The organism is Parendozoicomonas callyspongiae, from assembly GCF_023502345.1.
GTDB classification, from domain to species: domain Bacteria; phylum Pseudomonadota; class Gammaproteobacteria; order Pseudomonadales; family Endozoicomonadaceae; genus Sansalvadorimonas; species Sansalvadorimonas callyspongiae.
Map to the genome: position 1 here is coordinate 16,319 of NZ_JAMFLX010000035.1, position 17,689 is coordinate 34,007.

17 protein-coding genes are annotated in these 17,689 nt (G+C 49.2%); 9 read left to right on the top strand and 8 right to left on the bottom strand.

All coding sequences use genetic code 11. The features are described 5' to 3' along the window. Positions 1–36: 36 nt before the first annotated feature. Both oadA and M3P05_RS18275 read left to right on the top strand, forming a co-directional pair. On the top strand, positions 37–1,815 hold the full coding sequence (gene oadA, locus M3P05_RS18270; RefSeq protein ID WP_249701531.1) for a sodium-extruding oxaloacetate decarboxylase subunit alpha: 1,779 nt from the start codon (positions 37–39) through the stop codon (positions 1,813–1,815). Positions 1,816–1,825: 10 nt separating this feature from the next. Then, on the top strand, positions 1,826–3,133 hold the full coding sequence (locus M3P05_RS18275; RefSeq protein ID WP_249701532.1) for a sodium ion-translocating decarboxylase subunit beta: 1,308 nt from the start codon (positions 1,826–1,828) through the stop codon (positions 3,131–3,133). A gap of 131 nt (positions 3,134–3,264) precedes the next feature. On the opposite strand, the gene M3P05_RS18280 is transcribed toward M3P05_RS18275, so the two are convergent. Then, positions 3,265–3,696 (bottom strand): hypothetical protein, encoded by a 432-nt coding sequence (locus M3P05_RS18280; RefSeq protein ID WP_249701533.1) that lies wholly within the window; start codon positions 3,694–3,696, stop codon positions 3,265–3,267. A gap of 377 nt (positions 3,697–4,073) precedes the next feature. Here M3P05_RS18280 and pflA point away from each other — a divergent pair, with 377 nt between their 5' ends. Then, positions 4,074–4,799, top strand: coding sequence for a pyruvate formate-lyase-activating protein (pflA, locus tag M3P05_RS18285; protein ID WP_249701534.1), 726 nt, complete (start codon positions 4,074–4,076; stop codon positions 4,797–4,799). A 59-nt stretch (positions 4,800–4,858) separates the two neighbouring features. Here pflA and M3P05_RS18290 read toward each other — a convergent pair whose 3' ends face one another. After that, the gene (locus M3P05_RS18290; RefSeq protein ID WP_249701535.1) at positions 4,859–5,902 is read right to left on the bottom strand and encodes a GMP reductase; all 1,044 of its coding nucleotides are present in this window, start codon (positions 5,900–5,902) and stop codon (positions 4,859–4,861) included. A gap of 240 nt (positions 5,903–6,142) precedes the next feature. Between M3P05_RS18290 and M3P05_RS18295 the strand changes: the two genes are divergently transcribed. The 3 genes from M3P05_RS18295 (at position 6,143) to M3P05_RS18305 (ending at position 8,014) form a co-directional block, all read left to right on the top strand. Continuing rightward, positions 6,143–6,745 (top strand): glutathione S-transferase C-terminal domain-containing protein, encoded by a 603-nt coding sequence (locus M3P05_RS18295; RefSeq protein ID WP_249701536.1) that lies wholly within the window; start codon positions 6,143–6,145, stop codon positions 6,743–6,745. A 294-nt stretch (positions 6,746–7,039) separates the two neighbouring features. Then, positions 7,040–7,381: a hypothetical protein gene (locus tag M3P05_RS18300; protein WP_249701538.1), complete on the top strand. Its 342-nt coding sequence runs from the start codon at positions 7,040–7,042 to the stop codon at positions 7,379–7,381. Positions 7,382–7,624: 243 nt separating this feature from the next. Further along, a complete protein-coding gene (locus M3P05_RS18305) occupies positions 7,625–8,014 on the top strand; it encodes a hypothetical protein (protein ID WP_249701539.1) in 390 nt (129 codons plus the stop codon). A gap of 6 nt (positions 8,015–8,020) precedes the next feature. Here M3P05_RS18305 and M3P05_RS18310 read toward each other — a convergent pair whose 3' ends face one another. The 4 genes from M3P05_RS18310 to yiaY form a co-directional block, all read right to left on the bottom strand. After that, complete coding sequence (locus M3P05_RS18310; RefSeq protein WP_249701540.1) at positions 8,021–8,281, bottom strand: FeoC-like transcriptional regulator; 261 nt, start codon at positions 8,279–8,281, stop codon at positions 8,021–8,023. Continuing rightward, positions 8,271–10,598, bottom strand: coding sequence for a Fe(2+) transporter permease subunit FeoB (gene feoB / locus M3P05_RS18315; RefSeq protein ID WP_249701541.1), 2,328 nt, complete (start codon positions 10,596–10,598; stop codon positions 8,271–8,273). The genes M3P05_RS18310 and feoB overlap by 11 nt, the downstream gene beginning before the upstream one ends. Further along, entirely contained in the window at positions 10,567–10,836 is a 270-nt protein-coding gene (locus M3P05_RS18320) for a FeoA family protein (protein WP_249701542.1), read from the bottom strand. The genes feoB and M3P05_RS18320 overlap by 32 nt, the downstream gene beginning before the upstream one ends. A gap of 627 nt (positions 10,837–11,463) precedes the next feature. Then, on the bottom strand, positions 11,464–12,615 hold the full coding sequence (yiaY, locus tag M3P05_RS18325) for an L-threonine dehydrogenase (protein ID WP_249701543.1): 1,152 nt from the start codon (positions 12,613–12,615) through the stop codon (positions 11,464–11,466). A gap of 205 nt (positions 12,616–12,820) precedes the next feature. Between yiaY and M3P05_RS18330 the strand changes: the two genes are divergently transcribed. Further along, positions 12,821–13,531, top strand: a complete 711-nt coding sequence (locus tag M3P05_RS18330) for a tRNA1(Val) (adenine(37)-N6)-methyltransferase (protein ID WP_283777869.1) — start codon at positions 12,821–12,823, stop codon at positions 13,529–13,531. A 45-nt stretch (positions 13,532–13,576) separates the two neighbouring features. Here M3P05_RS18330 and M3P05_RS18335 read toward each other — a convergent pair whose 3' ends face one another. Together M3P05_RS18335 and M3P05_RS18340 are read right to left on the bottom strand one after the other, a co-directional pair. Beyond that, positions 13,577–14,806, bottom strand: a complete 1,230-nt coding sequence (locus M3P05_RS18335) for a hypothetical protein (protein WP_249701545.1) — start codon at positions 14,804–14,806, stop codon at positions 13,577–13,579. Positions 14,807–15,026: 220 nt separating this feature from the next. Beyond that, entirely contained in the window at positions 15,027–16,091 is a 1,065-nt protein-coding gene (locus tag M3P05_RS18340) for a methyltransferase (RefSeq protein ID WP_249701546.1), read from the bottom strand. Positions 16,092–16,252: 161 nt separating this feature from the next. Here M3P05_RS18340 and udk point away from each other — a divergent pair, with 161 nt between their 5' ends. Beyond that, on the top strand, positions 16,253–16,873 hold the full coding sequence (gene udk / locus M3P05_RS18345; protein WP_249701548.1) for a uridine kinase: 621 nt from the start codon (positions 16,253–16,255) through the stop codon (positions 16,871–16,873). Positions 16,874–17,186: 313 nt separating this feature from the next. After that, entirely contained in the window at positions 17,187–17,330 is a 144-nt protein-coding gene (locus M3P05_RS18350; RefSeq protein WP_249701549.1) for a hypothetical protein, read from the top strand. The last annotated feature ends 359 nt before the right edge of the window (positions 17,331–17,689 follow it).

Genomic DNA, 17,689 nt, shown 5'->3' on the forward strand with positions numbered 1-17,689 from the left:
TCGTCATAATTATTATTCCTGGGGGAGTTCAAGAGGATGAACGCAACTAAAGCGCCGCTTGGTATTACTGATCTCGTTCTGCGTGATGCCCATCAGTCGCTGTTTGCGACGCGTATGCGTCTGGACGATATGCTGCCTATAGCTGAAAAGCTGGACCAGATCGGCTACTGGTCTGTCGAAAGCTGGGGTGGTGCCACCTTTGACAGCTGTATCCGCTTTCTTGGGGAAGATCCATGGGAGCGTCTGCGTGAGCTGAAAAAAGCCATGCCCAACACCAAGCAGCAGATGTTGCTGCGTGGTCAGAATCTTCTCGGTTATCGTCATTATGCTGACGATGTCGTTGATCGTTTTGTCGAACGTGCGGTGGCCAACGGCATGGATGTGTTCCGTGTCTTTGATGCCATGAATGACCCGCGCAACCTGATGCAGGCTATGAAAGCGGTTAAGAAGCAAGGCGCTCATGCTCAGGGTACACTGTCGTTTACGACCAGTCCGGTTCATACCACAGATATGTGGGTGGATCTGGCCAAGCGTATTGAAGACCTGGAAGCCGATTCCATCTGTATCAAGGATATGTCCGGTATTCTGGCTCCCTACGAGGCCTATGATCTGGTATCCCGCCTGAAGAAAGAAACCAGCCTGGAAGTGCAGCTGCACTGCCATGCGACAGCTGGTCTTTCTTCCATGACGCTGTTGAAGGCTATCGAAGCTGGTGTAGATCGGGTTGATACCGCTGTGTCCTCTATGTCCATGACTTACGGACATTCACCGACCGAATCCATTGTTGCCGCCCTGCAGGGTACTGACCGTGATACCGGTCTGGATATCCATAAGCTGGAAGAGATTGCCGCTTACTTCCGTGTTGTACGTAAGAAGTACGCCAAGTTTGAAGGTGCGCTGCGCGGTGTGGATTCCCGTATTCTGGTTGCCCAGGTGCCCGGTGGCATGCTGACCAATATGGAAAACCAGTTAAAACAGCAGGGTGCATCTGACCGCTTCGATGAAGTGTTGGAAGAGATTCCCAAGGTGCGTAAGGATCTTGGTCATATCGCACTGGTTACACCAACCTCGCAGATCGTTGGAACTCAGGCTGTTCTGAATGTTCTGACCGGTGAGCGTTACAAGAATATTTCCAAAGAGACCCAGGGTATTCTTAAAGGAGAATATGGTGCCGCGCCAGCAGCTTATGATGCTGAACTGCAGGCACGTGTATTAGATGGTGCAGAGCCTCTGACCTGTCGTCCGGCCGACAAACTCGAGCCGGAAATGCATAAGCTGGAAGCGGAAGTAAAAGAACAGGCCGCAGAGAAGGGAATCACCCTGTCTAAAAATACCATTGATGATGTTCTGACTGTGGCTCTGTTCCCGAAAGTTGGTCTCAAGTTCCTTGAAAATCGTGGTAACCCCGATGCCTTTGAACCTGTGCCAACCGGTCAGGAGCTGGTGGCGAAGGACGTTGGCAAGCCTGAGGTTTACACCGTTAACGTCAACAATGCGGAATATGTTGTTGAGGTGAGTGAGGGCGGTGATATCACCGGTATCAAGGCTGTTTCTGCCGCACCGGCTGCAGCTTCCGAAGCAGCGCCTGTTCCGGTAGGTGGCGGCGAACCACTGCCTGCTCCTCTGGCGGGAAATATCTGGAAAGTGAATGTTCAGTCTGGTGAGCAGATTGCAGAAGGGGATGTGGTTGTCATTCTTGAAGCCATGAAGATGGAAACCGAGGTTCGTTCTCCCAAGGCGGGTACTGTCAGCAGTGTTCGGGTGAAAGAGGGCGATCAGGTTGTGGTCGGCGATGAGCTGCTGAGCCTGGTATAAGGAGTCTGTCATGGAAAAGATAATTGCCTTATGGGAAGGCTCTGGTGTTGCCAACCTTTCGCCAGGCCAGGCCATCATGATCGCAATCGGCTTCGGGTTGCTGTATCTGGCTATTAATAAGAAGTTTGAGCCTCTGTTGCTTGTGCCTATTGGTTTTGGAGGTATTCTCGCAAATATTCCTGAAGCCGGTCTGGCCTTCAGTGCAGTAGAACAATTGGTTCATATGCAGGTGCCGGAGCAGGTTGCTGATCTGGCACGGATTCTTAATCTCTCCTCTACGGGGGTTAAGGAACTGTCTGAAGCCTATGCCAATGCGCCAGCGCAGGTGCAGCTGGCTGCACAACTTCTGGCGGATAATCTGAATTACAACAATGGTATGTTGTACAGCTTCTACTCCGTAGCGATTGGCAGTGGGATTGCACCCCTGGTGATCTTTATGGGTGTGGGTGCCATGACTGACTTTGGCCCGTTGCTGGCTAACCCAAGAACGCTGTTCCTGGGAGCGGCGGCACAGTTTGGTATTTTTGCCACTGTACTGGGTGCGATTGGTCTGACCCAGATGGGGGTTATGGATTTCTCCATTGCCCAGGCGGCTGCCATCGGTATTATCGGTGGCGCTGATGGTCCGACAGCTATTTATGTGTCCAGTGTGCTGGCACCGGAACTGCTGGGTGCTATTGCGGTAGCAGCTTACTCATATATGGCTCTGGTTCCGATGATACAGCCACCCATCATGCGTGCTCTGACCACCGAGAAAGAGCGAAAGATTGAAATGGTGCAGCTGCGTAATGTGAACAAGGTTGAAAAAATCATGTTCCCGCTGGTTCTGCTGGTGCTGGTTGCCATGTTGCTGCCGGATGCCGCGCCACTTCTGGGGATGTTCTGTTTCGGTAACCTGATGCGAGAGTGTGGAGTGGTCGATCGTCTGTCAGGTACGGCTCAGAATGCACTGATCAATATCGTGACCATCTTCCTGGGGCTGTCAGTTGGTTCCAAGCTGGTGGCTGACAAGTTCCTGCAGGCTGAAACCCTCGGTATTCTTGCTCTGGGTATCGTGGCGTTCTGTATCGGCACTGCGGCAGGTGTTCTGATGGCAAAAGCCATGAATATGCTGAGCAGCAAGCACAAGATTAATCCGCTGATTGGTTCAGCCGGTGTATCTGCTGTGCCTATGGCTGCGCGGGTTTCCAATAAGGTGGGACTTGAATCGAATCCTCATAACTTCCTGCTGATGCACGCCATGGGTCCGAATGTGGCTGGTGTTATCGGTTCAGCTGTTGCTGCTGGCGTTATGATTCAATATGTTTCTGCACTGTAGTTTTAATTAAAACAAAAAGGCCTTGTCCCAATTAAACCGGGTAAGGCCTTTTTTATGACAAACAGTTTTTTCTCCAGTGAATTACCGGCGAATCACAAAATTGAATTAACTGTTTGAAACGTTGGTGCAGTTTAAGATTGTGTCGTTTCTTCGGATGAAGATTTAACAACAGAAAAACGTCGACGTTTTTTATACGTCACTTTTGGTGCTACTACAGACCCTTTACGCTCATCTGGAATGGCCATCTGCATTTGCGGACGTGGTTCTCTTTGCTCCCGGGGGGCGCGAGTTTTTTTCATGTTAAACTGCGGAGCCATCATCTGATTTGATGATTGTTCCTGAGAATCACGGTTTTTAGCTCGTGCGCTGTTAATTGGCTGGCCAAACTGGTTTCTGCGTTCGGGCTTTTTCTGGGTTTTCTCTTCGGGTGCGTCCTGCATATTCAGGCGCATTCGATAGGGGTGTCCATAGCCACGCTTTCGGCGTTGCTTATTATCAGTCGGCTCGGGGGGTTTCAAACCGGTAAATTCCTCGTAGACGGTCTGGTAGAGGTACTTGCTCATTTCGTCCTCCGAAGGATGACGTCCTGTAACTTTTAAAATCTTTATGGCGCGAATACTAGACAATGGCCAAGTGGGCAAACATAGGTAACATTACCTAAAGGTGCGAGTCGAAATTGCTTATTTTTTGGCTTTGTCGCGTTTGCCTTGATTGTTTAGGTGGTGGTGCGTAATTGCTCGACAAATGCCGTTTTAATTAGCTGGTACGTATGTTCAATAATAATAATTTTGCCGTTCCATACCCGTTTCATACTTGTAGGAATGATTAAGCAAGGGTAGGATTTCGGTTTTCATCCTTCCGGTGTTTCCTTCCTGAAAGCAGGCTTCAGATCTGTACTTTTTTTGATTATTCTCATACCGGATGAGCTGTTGGAGTTTTCATGTTAGGTCGTATCCATTCGACGGACTCATTTGGCACAGTTGATGGCCCTGGAATTCGCTTTGTCGTCTTTACCCAAGGTTGCGTTATGCGTTGTCGCTACTGTCACAACCGGGATACCTGGAGCCTGAAAGAAGGCGAGATGGTGACAGTCGATGAACTGATGAAAAAAATACTGGCTGTAAAGCATTTTCTGACTGGAGGGGTAACCGTCAGTGGTGGCCAGCCAACCCTACAGCCTGAATTTGTTGCAGAACTATTCAAGGCGTGTCGAGCCGAAGGTATTCATACCTGCCTGGATACCAATGGTTATGTAAAAAGTATTACTCCGCCTATTGCCGATCTGGTTGATAACACAGATCTGGTTCTGCTGGATATCAAGCATATGGATAACGATCTGCATGAGAAACTGACCTGGGTAAAGAATGACCGGGTGCTGAGCTTTGCCCGTTATCTGGATGAAATCAATAAGCCAACCTGGGTGAGATATGTTGTGGTTGAAGGTTATACGACCAAAGAAGAGTATGCTGTTCAGCTGGCCGATTTCATTGAGCCAATGAAAAATATCGAGAAGGTTGAGCTTCTGCCTTACCATAGCCTGGGCAAACACAAATGGGATATGTTGAAGGACGAGTACGAACTCGATGAGGTAAAGCCGCCTTCCGATGAGCTGATGCAGTGTCTGAAGGCGATATTTACTGAGCGTGGTATGACCGCGATTTATTGATTTTTTACGGTTATGAAAAAGGCAACCTGATGGTGCCTTTTTTGTGGTGGCTTAATTATTTAATCAGCACCAAAGATACGGTTTTCCTGTTCCTGTACCCGTATAAAGGTTGTGCGTTTGGTCAGTTCCTTGAGCTTTGCGGCGCCAACGTAGGTGCAGGTTGAACGTACACCACCAAGGATATCCTGAACGGTGTTGGTCACAGGTCCGCGATAAGGAACTTTAACTGTTTTCCCTTCTGATGCCCGGTAACCAGCCACGCCGCCTGAGTGTTTATCCATGGCTGTGGAAGAGCTCATACCGTAAAACCGTTTGAAGGTCTCACTACCTTCCTGGACAACTTCACCGCCAGACTCGTCATGCCCGGCCAGCATGCCACCCAGCATCATAAAGTCAGCGCCGCCACCAAAGCCTTTGGCAACATCTCCGGCACAGGTACAGCCACCATCACCGATAATCTGGCCACTCAGCCCGTGAGCGGCGTCAGCGCATTCGATAATGGCGGAAAGCTGTGGATAGCCGACACCGGTTTTTACCCGTGTTGTGCAGACAGAGCCGGGGCCAATACCAACTTTGACCACATCGGCACCACCAAGAAGAAGTTCTTCCACCATTTCGCCTGTGACCACATTACCGGCAATAATGACCTTGTCTGGAAAACAGGCTCTGACTTTGGTCACAAATGAAACAAAATGCTCGGAATACCCGTTGGCGACATCTATACAGATAAAGTACAGCTGCGGGTGTCTTTCCAGCAGGTTGCAGAGTTTGTCGAAGTCGTTGTCGGAGGTGCCGGTACTGATCATTATCCTGTGGTACAGATCTTCATCGGCATTTTCGAGAAACTCATCCCATTGAGCTTCGGAGTAGTGTTTGTGAATGGCCGTGATCATTTTATGTTCGGCCAGTGCGCGGGCTTTTTCAAAAGTGCCGACGGTATCCATATTGGCGGCAATTATGGGGACGCCTGTCCACTCTCTCCCTGAGTGCATAAAGCGGAAAGTTCGGCTTAACTCTACCTGTGAGCGACTGCGCAGGGTGGAGCGCTTGGGACGGAACAGAACATCTTTGAAGCCGAGTTTTATATCACTTTCGATACGCATAAATTTGCCGGAGCCTTTTGGTCCTAACTAATAGTTATGAAAGTGTATAAGCGGGTGAAGGTTGCTTAGTTGTTATTTGATGCGAGACGTTTAACGCTTATACGAAAAAAGTATCCAGTAATTACCGGGGAGAGTAAAGAGCAATATCGCCAGAGCATTTGATGGCTTTGTTCTCTTTACGATACGAGGGGGGAGGGAGTAAAGTCGTATTAAATGGCACTTAATGCTGGGGAGAATTGGATGAAACTCTATATAAGTTCTGTCACTCCTGTCTCGGTTATGATTCGCCTGGTTATGGCTGCCAAGCAGCTGGATCAAGAGATCATCAACCTTTCAGCCGGTCGTGATGAAGTCCCCAGCCGAGTTAAAGAGCTGCCCTCACTCGTTACCGATGACCTCTGTCTGGCTCAGCCCCTTGCCATTCTTGAGTACCTTGAAGAATGCTACAGCGATATGGCGCTTTATCCGGCAGATATTGCCCAGCGTGCTGCTGTCAGAAGCTTTGTTCATGTGATTGCCCGTGATCTGTTGCATTGGGAGCACAGTCTTTCCAGCCGCTATATGGAGCAGGAGCTTGGGATGGATAAAGCCAGCCAGCGGGATTGGCTTATGCTCTGTCTAAAAGAAGGTTTTTCTCATCTGGAGCATTTACTTGCGACCCAGGCCAGAACCGGAACTTACTGCTTCGGTGAACAGGTAACGGTTGCTGATCTGGCTCTTCTGCCGCAGGTGTTGTTTGCCAGGAAAGCCGGGCTGTCCATGCATACCTATCCGCATATTGAAAGGATCTGTGATAACTGTCTTGAGCTGGAATGGTGTCAGAGGATTTTGGGAGATTCTTAAAGCCTGTTCATAATCTTATCGCAGGCTGCAAATGCTGAATAAAAGCACCTGTTTCTCCGCTTTTGCTCGTTACATAGAACCACTATGTGCCTCACAAGACCAAACAAACAGGATATTTCTCGTCATTTTCGCTATCTGCGAAAGATTATGAACAGGCTCTTACACTTAAGTAAGTTATACCTCAAATCTATGCCACACCTAAGCGTTATAACAATTCCGACTTCCCAAGGGGTTGCCGTGACCACCTTGCTCATCTAGATTCATTGAGCTGTATCCCGTTATGTGAGGTCTACCATGAGTCAGCATAAAACCCACTCTCACCCGGAACACGTCCATGGAGAAGGATGTGGGCACACTGCTATCAGACATAATGGACACATTGACTATATTCACGATGGTCATCTGCATCACCCAAATAAAGATTATTATGAAGAGCATGTTATAGATGTCAGCGATACCAACCCTGACGGGTGCTCCCCGGTTCATAGCTGTTCAGATTCCGGGCACATTCATGGTTCGAGGTGCGGGCATGAGAAAGTCCCCCACGGGGATCACTTTGACTATTTAGTGGATGGCCGGTTACACCATGTACACGATGGGCACTGCGATGATCATGGTAAAATTGAAGTCATCTAAATGATGGCTGCAATTAACCTACCTCGGCTTAAATGATTTCCTAAAGTTATAATTTTTATGCAGCAGGGAAGCTGCAGGTCTTCAGAATCCACAAATTCGACGCGGTCAGCATTCCTCATTACAAACCATTACAGAACTACCCTATGTTCCATTCTCAACCCCTACACTTCGAAACACCTTTTCTCGGCTGACTTTCTTCCTTTGGCCTAGACTCGTCTATCTAATTCGGCCAAGCACCAATAAATGACTGGAGTTACCACGCCATTACTTCTGCCACTGCTGAGGCTTGCCACAGCAGCCATTCTTTGTGCCAGCCTGCAGGCCTGCGCCCTTGCTCCCATGTCCGAGAAACTCGCGGAAAGCCCTACTGAACCAGTCACAGAAGACAACTCCATTTCCTCTTCCTGTAACGACAGTAGCGAGGGGCAAATCACAGAATCCGTGGTGAAAGCAGATGCTCTGCCAGCTGTGACCAAAGAAAGCAGGGAAGATAACCAGAAAGAGAAGCTCTCTGAAGAAGATGAGTCGACGGCCAAGCCGCGCAAGAAAAAGAAAAAGCTGTCGCCCCTTGAAAGGTTGCGACAGCTTTATTTTCTACCCCTGCTTCACCCTATAGGCCGAGGCGGAGGCTGACAGCAGTTAGTCTTTAGTGCAGGCAAATGAGATCATACCTGTGGCTTCCTTTCTGGTGACCCAGCAATACCACTCTCCGACATTTGCCTTATCACATCCACCGCAAGCCTTGTCGCACGGAGCCTGTGACCTGGTCACCTGCCCTTTGCGAATCCAGTGGCTCAACATCCCTGACATCACGCTCTCTTCAACATTAAAGCGATTGGACAGCTCATAGAGGCTGGCCTGATCCCGTGACATCAGGTAGCGGCGAATATCACTTAGCACCAACAGCTCCTGTCATTTGAGATGTTTGAGTTTCTCGCTGACCTGCTCTGCGCAGAACCACCATAACTCCAACGAAAATTACACCCATTGCTACCAACCAGCTGGTAGAGGTACCAGGGTGCTGGCTAAAGGTGACTGTCTGATAGTAAACAGTCGCAGCGGTATACCCCATATAGGTTGACCAGGCACCCACCAACCACATCCAGGCACGGCCAGCTTCACGGTTGACGGCACCCATTACTGCAACACAGGGGGCATACAGAAGGATCATTAACAGATAGGCAAATGCGGAAGCCTCACTGCCAAACTGGGTACGCATGGTTTCATAGGTACCCGTGCTGACACCCTGCTCATCGGCTGCGGTTTCAATGTCATCGGTTGTACCAACATCCAGACCCAGAGGATCGGCCAGGGTATCAACGATACCAGACAGGTTTTCCGGAATGGTTGCCAAAGCTTCTGCAATACCACCCATCAGACTGAAGTGAGTATCGTTCCCACCTTCATCTGCGATATTGGTGTACAGGGAGTCCAGAGTTCCCACAACAGCTTCCTTGGCAAACAGACCTGTAAACAAACCGACCGCCGCTGGCCAGTTATCCTCTTTCAGACCCATTGGGGCAAAGACCGGGGTAATGCTCTGACCGATATGGCTGAGTACAGACTTTTCAGTATTCTCGTTGCCGAAAGAACCATCAGTACCCAGGGAGTTAAGAACACCCAGAACCGCAACAACCAGTACGATCGTCTGACCGGCACGGACAATAAAGGACTTCAGGCGATCCCAGGTGCGCAGAATCATTCCCTTAAATGTCGGCAGATGATAACGGGGCAGTTCCATAACAAAGGGAGTGGACTCACCCGGTAACAGGGTTTTCTTCATGATCATGCCTGTCAGGACGGCGATCAGAATACCGGTAATATAAAGGGCGAAAACCACGTTCTGACCACTTTCCGGGAAGAATACCGCTGCAAACAGTGCATACACTGGCAGTCGGGCACCGCAGGACATAAACGGGTTCATCAGGATAGTAAGTTTGCGGTCGCGCTCATGCTCCAGCGTACGCGTCGCCATTACCGCTGGTACATTGCAGCCAAAACCAACGATTACAGGAACAAACGCTTTGCCCGGTAGACCCAGAGCACGCATGGCCCGGTCCATGACGAAGGCTGCACGCGCCATATAACCGGAGTCTTCTAACAGAGACAGGAACAGGTACAGGCAAGCGATAACAGGAATAAAGGTCGATACCGTCTGAATACCACCACCAATACCATCGGCCAGCATCGTGGTCAGGAATTCAGGAGCTCCCCAGCCTTCCATAACATGGCGCAGGCCATCAACGAACACCGTTCCGAACAGAATATCGAAGAAATCAATAAAGGCACTACCAATATTGATGGAGAACATAAACATCAGGTACATAATGCCGAAAAAGATCGGCAGGCCGAACACCCGGCTCAGTACGATGGAATCAATCTTGGCAGTCACAGACTGGCTGACGTTCTGGCTACGAAGCACAGCGTCGCAGATCAAGCTGTCAATAAACTTGTAGCGCGCGTCTGCAAAAAGAATGTCAACTTCTTCATCATTGGCGGCATGCAGCTCATTGCGGGCACCAATGACCTCTGCCATCACATCCTTGGTCACCAGACGCTCAAGGCTCTGGTCACCTTCCAGCAAACGACTGGCGAGCCAGCGAGAATCGACATCCAGCTTTTTGGCATCACTTTCTGCAGCAGGTGCCAGCTGAGAAAGGGCTGTTTCCAGCTCGGGGGTATAGGTGACATTGATCCGCTGATCTTTACGCCCTTCCAGATAACTGAAGATGGCTTCTTTCAACGGCTCCAGACCATTGGACTTGCTGGCTATAGCGGGTACAACGGCACATCCCAGCTGTTTGGCAATCGCATCAACATCAATCTTGATACCCTTCTCATCAGCCACATCCATCATGTTCAGAACCACCATCATAGGGCGGTCCATTTCCAGCAGCTGTGTAGTCAGATAAAGATTACGCTCGATATTGCCAGCATCGACAATATTGATATAGAGATCTGCCTCGTTGGCAAGAACGTAATCACGGGCCAGCTTTTCATCAATTGCTGTCTGGCCGATACCAACATCCAGGGAGTAGGTTCCGGGGAGGTCTACCAGCTCAACATGCTGGCCTTTGAAATCATAGAAACCGGTCTTTTTCTCGACAGTCACGCCAGGCCAGTTACCAACCTGTTGTTTTGCTCCAGTCAGACCGTTAAAGAGTGTGGTCTTCCCGCAGTTCGGATTACCGAGAACCGCAACAGTTGCCTGTGTCACAGCAAGACTCCTTCTTTTCTACAAGTACACACTGGGCTTCATTGCGACGAAGGCTCAGACTGAAGCCTCTAACCTCCAGCTCAACCGGATCACCCATGGGGGCGCGTCGTACGACTTTCAGGTTAATACCTGGGGTTAGCCCCATGGCCAGCAGCTGTCGGCGATAACCGCCACCGCCAGCATAGCCAGAGATACGGCCAGTATCGCCAACCTCCAGCTCGCCCAGTGTCATTGTCATCAGAAACTCCTTGAGGCATTCACTCCGGTATCTGATACCGAAAATAAGTGGTGACTATAGCGAAAATGAGAAGCATTCGCTTTAGCAAAAACCAAAATGTTTTTTCGCAGCCTGCGAATCATTTGGTTTTCTGTTTGTTAATGAGAATCATAATCAATATTGCGGAAAAGGTATTGACCTCAATCAAGCATTCGTATAAGGGATTGGCGTGATTCACGGTCACTTTCCAGTCGTAGAAATACCTTTTCACTAGGGAATAAGGTCTATGCAGGATCTGCAATTATCTGCAAAAACAGATACATAGACTTAGATAACTACAAAAGCAGGTAAACATTCGGTGAACCCATTTGCTGAGCTCGCAATCCCTTGGTACCAGAGGAGTTCTTTTTTGGTACGAAGTAACTATGTTGCTACAGCCCTTGAAAACTCGGGATATGACATGGGTTCACCGAATACTTACAAAAGCAGTTAGGCTTAAGCACCTAAACACTCCAGTGAAAGAAACTAGTTTTTATTAGGTGAAAGATGGGCTTTCAAGCAATGACAGACTGATTCTTGCCAGCCTCAGAAAAGAAGAAACCGGCCACAAGGGCCGGTTTCTGGTATCACAGTCAATCCAGCGGCCTGTTACATGGCTGCGCTGTAGATCTCGATGATTTCTTCCAGGGTAGCCTGCTTAGGGTTGGTCAGACCACATGCATCTTTCAGAGCATTGGTAGCCAGGGTTTCGAAGTCTTCTTCCTTAACACCCAGCTGAGTCAGACCGGCAGGAATGCCGATATCAGCAGACAGACGCTGCATGGCAGACAGAGCCTTCTCAGCAGCTTCGACGTCGGTCAGGCCGTGAACGTTTTCGCCCAGAGCTACGGCGATATCAGCCATACGTTCAGGACGAACGCGGGCGTTGTAGCGGGAAACGTGAGGCAGCAGAACTGCGTTGCAAACACCGTGAGTCAGATCGTAGAAACCACCCAGCTGGTGAGCCATAGCGTGAACGTAACCCAGAGAAGCGTTGTTGAATGCCATGCCAGCCATCAGCTGAGCGTAAGCCATCTGCTCACGGGCTTCGGAGTCAGCACCATTACCTACGGCACGACGCAGGAACTGACCAATCAGCTCGATAGCTTTCAGTGCGTTGCAGTCAGTAACCGGAGTAGCGATAGTGGAAACATACGCTTCAACAGCGTGAGTCAGGGCGTCCATACCGGTTGCAGCGGTCAGGGATGCTGGCATACCCTTCATCAGCTCGGAATCGTTAACAGACATGATTGGAGTGGTATTCTTGTCAACGATAGCCATCTTCACATGACGCTCTTCATCAGTGATGATGCAGAAACGGGTGATTTCGGAAGCAGTACCGGCCGTGGTGTTGATTGCGATCAGAGGCAGCTGAGGCTTGGCAGACTTGTTAACACCTTCGTAGTCCTTGATCACACCACCATTGGCGGCCACCAGGGCAATACCCTTGGCGCAGTCGTGAGGAGAACCACCACCCAGGGAGATAACACAGTCGCAGTTATTTTCTTTCAGCAGCTTGAGACCCTCTTCTACGTTTCCGCAGGTTGGGTTAGGCTGAGTACCATCAAAAATAACACTGGTGATACCTTTGGCACCCAGGTGCTCAGTAACGTCAGCAACCAGACCAATTTCATTCAGTACTTTGTCAGTAACAACCAAAGCTTTCTTAAGACCGAAGCTGATGATGTCGTCCATTGCAGCTTCGAGACAGCCTTCACCCATGTGGTTCACTGGAGGCATAAAGAAAGAAAATGCAGCCATTTCAATTCCTCTTTGGCAATTATTGGCCCGCGTGTAACAGACCGTATCTAAATCCTGCGGCAACCTTACGCCTTAGAAAATGAACATTTATTGATCTATGACAGGTTTTGTAATTGGATAGTACCAATTCCAAAAATTTAGATTAAACGTCACATTTTAATACCATTAAACGACCATTTACGAACACGACCAGACATCTCACAACATGCCGCCAAACCATTTCTTTCACTTCAAACAGTTTTCGATCTACCAGCAAAATTGCGCCATGAAAGTTTCTACAGACGCCTGCCTTTTTGGTGCAGTCATCCCGCTGGAAGAAAGTGGTTCAATTCTGGATATTGGAGCTGGAACCGGTCTTCTATCACTTATGGCCGCCCAACGCAGTCATGCCCAGATAACAGCTGTTGAGTTGGATAGTGAGACAGCAGGACAAGCACAAACCAATTTTGCAAAAAGCCCATGGCAACACCGCATCAAACTGCATCAGCAGTCCATTCAGGATTTCGCCAAAAGCACTCAAGAAAAGTTTGATACGATTATCTGCAACCCGCCCTTCTTCACCAACCATTCTCCATCTGAGGACCCAAGGAGACATCAGGCCAGGCATAACGATACTCTTAGCTTTGAAGATTTGGGGAAAGCAGTCAGTAAGCTTCTGACGTCAGATGGACAGTTTCAGGTCTTGATTCCGTCATCAGAACACTGTCGCCTGATAGAAGCTATGAAGAAAGAAGGTTTAGCACTTGCGCGCCAAGTCAGTGTGAAACCAACCACGAAAAAGCCGGTATCACGAGAAATCCTCTCATTCTCGAAACAGGCAGAGTCATTCAGTGAAAGGGAGATATGTATTCATACAAAAGATGGGTATTCTGCTGAATTTGTTAAGTTGCTTCAGCCCTTCTACCTCAAGTTGTAAATGAAAGGCGGCAAAAAAAAACCGCCCTTCATTTGTTTAACTTTCTTAAACTAGGGTTCCAGCACCATCGTCGTTGTTGCCTCGACCTGGCGATCTGAGGGGCGGACTATAAACAGGTGGGGCCTGATATCCCGGCGGCGGCCTTCTCAGCGTGGACGATAACAGTCCGGAATCTCTTACACTGGGAGCCGACTGAAACGATTGTAAACTTGAAGTCAACAAATCAGGAGGAGGCTGAGTCCTTGGTGCACTTGGCGCACCGGGTGCAGGAGGCTTGGGATGGTTCATCCCTGCGCTCGCACGGAACCTGCGACGACGATTATGATTAACCCCTTCTCCACGAATTGATGCAGGGAGGCCAAGAGCAATATGGTAGACCTCCATAAACTCGGTACGTTTTACTGCATCATCAAGGCACTGGTCGATATGGTCAATCGCATCAACAACAGCAATCGCTCTTAGCTGGTCATAGCGCTGAGGAGTAATGGCATGATCGCCAATATCAGCATCGGCCCTTCTAGCCTGCAGACGCTCCTCGAGTCTTGTCGCTTCTTTCTCAAGATCCTCCTTGGTTTCATTCATAGCATGCTTTAACAGTTCCTCACGCCGCTCGTAGGTGACGCGGCCCGGTTCACGACTCATTGCAGTTCTAAACTTCTGAGCAATACCTTCAGTCAGTCCACCATGGCCATGAACCATATTGTGGATATACCAGTCCTGAGTCCAGTGCTTGTTAAGGTCTGCATATTCTAGATCTTCATCGATAACTCTGAGATTGGCCTCACGGGTTTTCTGTACAATTCCGGCATCTCGTTCACCAAGAGCCTTCTCCTCAACTTTCATGCGCTTGGTCGCTTTATTGCTCAGTTCCCTAAGCTGCTTCTCAAGCTTTTCATTCTGCATGGCTTCAAGCACTCGATCAGCCAACTCTTTAACATGCTTAGCCTTACCCTGGTTGACCATTTTGTCGAGATCCTTCAGAGCATGATCTGTACTGAAGACCGCCTCATAAATCTTAACCTTACGCTGATCCATCCGCCTGAAGCGAAGGCGGGTTTCCTGCAGATATTCTTTAATGGATTTTCCTTTGTCGGAAATTTTGGCATAGGTCTGCCTGGCCCAGTGAGCAATCTTGCCACTGAAATTATTCTTGGTCAGCTTGACCCAGAGCTTGTTGTGATAGTTCAGTAGATCGGGAGCTTTGTCCCTTATGACTTCTTCGACCCAACGCATCGGATTGCCACTCCCTGTTCCTGCTTCATCCGCAACAGCCACTACTCACGCCCAGCCCCAACCAGGAGACAAAAGACCTGTGCAGTTCCTTTACACATCAACATAGGCAGAGGAGTTTTGCTCCGCAAATTAACAGCCTTATGGTGTCGAAAGAGGCAAACAGGTTGAGATTTTGATGGGAAGCACAGAGGCAAGTGTCAGGTTTCCCCAAGAAAAAACCTGACACCAAAGAGTATGTAGAAAACAGGAAAGGAAGGATGTGTCAGAAAGATGCTGACTGGAAGGCTCTGCCTGCCGTCGCCCCATAGATCACAAAGCCATTTCCCCGGGCCAGCTCTTCACAGTGACCAAATGCCTCCTCAATCAAAGGGCGATAACGCAGAAAGTTATTGGCAACGATACGCAGCTGGCCGCCATTGACCAGATGATCACGACTCTGGCGCAGAAATTCTTCCGTGACATCGTAGCGGGTTTTCACACCATCATGAAAAGGCGGGTTGGAAATAATCCAGTCATACTTTCCCTTCACTTCGGACAACCCGTGACTGGCAATTACCTCGCCCTGGAGCTGATTCGAAGCCAAGGTTCGACGGGAAGCTTCAACAGCCAGGGCATCAGCATCCAGCAGGTAGGGGCGACACCGCTTGTGGCGAAGGCCCAGCCAGCTGCCGATCACACCTGCTCCGCAGCCAAAATCGAGAACTTTTCCCCGGATTACTTCACTGGACAGCGTCTCAAGCAGAAGCTGGGTACCAATATCAAGCCGCCCATGGCTGAATACACCTGGAAGAGAAACCACTTCAACATCTTTACCGGCAACATTTATCTGGAAAGTGGTTTGCTCCAGATCACCCTTGCCAGACTGCATATCAGCCGACGGACAAAGGCGAACAAGACCAGAATGACAGGCACTGTCGACAACTTCAACCTCACCAAACTGCCCCAACCGCTTCTTCCATGACTTGATGCCGGAACCATTCTCGCCCACCAGCAGAAGATAACCTTCCTCGCCAAGCAACGGGCACAGCTGTTCCAACATGGCTTCCACCAACGGGCGGCTTTTCTGTAGAAACAAAACAACGCCATCGAATGAGACATCTGGCTTCCGGGGCTGATGGGCATAGGTCACATGCTCATGGGAAAGAGACCGCTGGGCATGCTGCTGCACTTCAAGCAGCGTGGTAAAAACATGAACTTCTGTTTCCGGAAGTCCGGCCAGCTCATCAATCACTGAATCAGCAGGCGGCATAGCCAGCAACAGTCGGGAAACGTCAAGTTCTTCGATATTACGCAATAAAAGACGAGAGGGATTGGTCAGGCTGCTCATGCTACACCGGCTGCAAAATGGGAGGTTTATACCCCAGAGTGGGATGTATTTCCAAGCAATGTCAACACTGCCTAATGATTATGTATAAAGCGCAATGCCCTTGCAGTCTGTTACTCTCTATACTTGGCGCATTTTTTTGACTACTCAGGATTCATTGCCTCATGTCGCAGAAAACCATTCTGGTCGGGGTCGCCGGCGCATCAGCCTCTGGCAAAAGTCTGCTGGCAGAAACTCTGATCAAGGAGTTCGCAAGTGAACATGTCTGCATGATCTCTGAAGATTCTTACTACAAGGATCAAACGCATCTGACCATGGACGAGCGGGTCAAGACTAACTACGACCATCCGGAATCCATGGATCACGACCTGCTGCTTGAGCACCTGAAAATGCTGAAGAACGGTGAGTCTATTGAAGTTCCCGAGTACGACTACTCAGACCACAACCGCACCAAGAACACCCGCCATGTAGAACCAGCCAAGGTCATTATCTTTGAAGGGATTCTGCTGTTTGTGAACCCGGCTATCCGTGAAGCCTTTGACCTGCGTTTCTATATGGATACTCCGCTGGATATCTGCCTGACCCGCCGTCTGCAGCGCGACATCGTCAGTCGCGGTCGCGATATGGACTCTGTTATCAGCCAGTACATGGCAACCGTACGTCCAATGTTTATGCAGTTTATCGAACCTTCACGCCAGCACGCTGACCTGATCATTCCACGTGGCGGCAAGAACCAGATTGCAATCGACTTGATCAAGACCAAGATTCATTCTCTGGTGAATTAACCAGCTCCCTTTCTCTGCTTTTCATTTCAGAAGAAAGCATTTTCAAAAAAATCCCCTGAGGCTTCCGAGCAAAGCGTCAGGGGAAAATATTGAGAATGTGTTTTCGATCAGTGGTTAGCTCTTGGCACCAGGTACGGGATAATTTCATTCAAAAAGTGCACAGCTTTTCTTATTCATGCTGTTGCGGGCATTACATTAGATCCTGGTCATCCATCTATAGCCAGTCAGCCCCCACTTCCCATAGAATCAAAACAATAACTGTCGTATAAGCAAAGGCGCTGCCGGGCTAATATCCTGACCGGTAAAGGAACTCATGAAGAAATCCCAAAATTTCGAAATGTTGCGTTCTCACTGGTCTGAATTAGCCAATCTGGGTGTAATGGCTGAACTGTATGTCCATGCTGATCCTGAAAGCTGCCTGGTTAAACTCCGCAACTATTTGGCTCTTCAGGGATAACTGTGGGTAAAAATGAACTGATTTTGAGATAAGAGCAACAACGGCTCACTTTTGATAGTTTTTTGTTGATGGACAAAAAAACAACAAAAGCGACCGTTGATGCTAATAAGAGCTATCCTCAATAAAGTTCATAAACTCAAGCCATTTGTTTATCAGGATGTAAACCCCGGTATTTATCAAGGCACTGAAGTTTTCAATGTTGCCGTTGTCCCCAGGAAGAACGTAAACGGACGAGCAACGGGGGGGGACTTCCCCTACCTGTCCAGAGGTGTTTTCAACGGATTACTCCCGAATCGCTTTTTCCAGTTTCGGGGGATCAGGTCATGGACCTGTTTGGCAGGGTGGCGACTGATGCGCTG

Coding starts and splice junctions, on each gene's coding strand:
- oadA (WP_249701531.1), top strand. CDS start 37: ATGAACGCAACTAAAGCGCCGCTTGGTATTACTGATCTCGTTCTGCGT.
- M3P05_RS18275 (WP_249701532.1), top strand. CDS start 1,826: ATGGAAAAGATAATTGCCTTATGGGAAGGCTCTGGTGTTGCCAACCTT.
- M3P05_RS18280 (WP_249701533.1), bottom strand. CDS start 3,696: ATGAGCAAGTACCTCTACCAGACCGTCTACGAGGAATTTACCGGTTTG.
- pflA (WP_249701534.1), top strand. CDS start 4,074: ATGTTAGGTCGTATCCATTCGACGGACTCATTTGGCACAGTTGATGGC.
- M3P05_RS18290 (WP_249701535.1), bottom strand. CDS start 5,902: ATGCGTATCGAAAGTGATATAAAACTCGGCTTCAAAGATGTTCTGTTC.
- M3P05_RS18295 (WP_249701536.1), top strand. CDS start 6,143: ATGAAACTCTATATAAGTTCTGTCACTCCTGTCTCGGTTATGATTCGC.
- M3P05_RS18300 (WP_249701538.1), top strand. CDS start 7,040: ATGAGTCAGCATAAAACCCACTCTCACCCGGAACACGTCCATGGAGAA.
- M3P05_RS18305 (WP_249701539.1), top strand. CDS start 7,625: ATGACTGGAGTTACCACGCCATTACTTCTGCCACTGCTGAGGCTTGCC.
- M3P05_RS18320 (WP_249701542.1), bottom strand. CDS start 10,836: ATGACAATGACACTGGGCGAGCTGGAGGTTGGCGATACTGGCCGTATC.
- yiaY (WP_249701543.1), bottom strand. CDS start 12,615: ATGGCTGCATTTTCTTTCTTTATGCCTCCAGTGAACCACATGGGTGAA.
- M3P05_RS18330 (WP_283777869.1), top strand. CDS start 12,821: ATGCCGCCAAACCATTTCTTTCACTTCAAACAGTTTTCGATCTACCAG.
- M3P05_RS18340 (WP_249701546.1), bottom strand. CDS start 16,091: ATGAGCAGCCTGACCAATCCCTCTCGTCTTTTATTGCGTAATATCGAA.
- udk (WP_249701548.1), top strand. CDS start 16,253: ATGTCGCAGAAAACCATTCTGGTCGGGGTCGCCGGCGCATCAGCCTCT.
- M3P05_RS18350 (WP_249701549.1), top strand. CDS start 17,187: ATGAAGAAATCCCAAAATTTCGAAATGTTGCGTTCTCACTGGTCTGAA.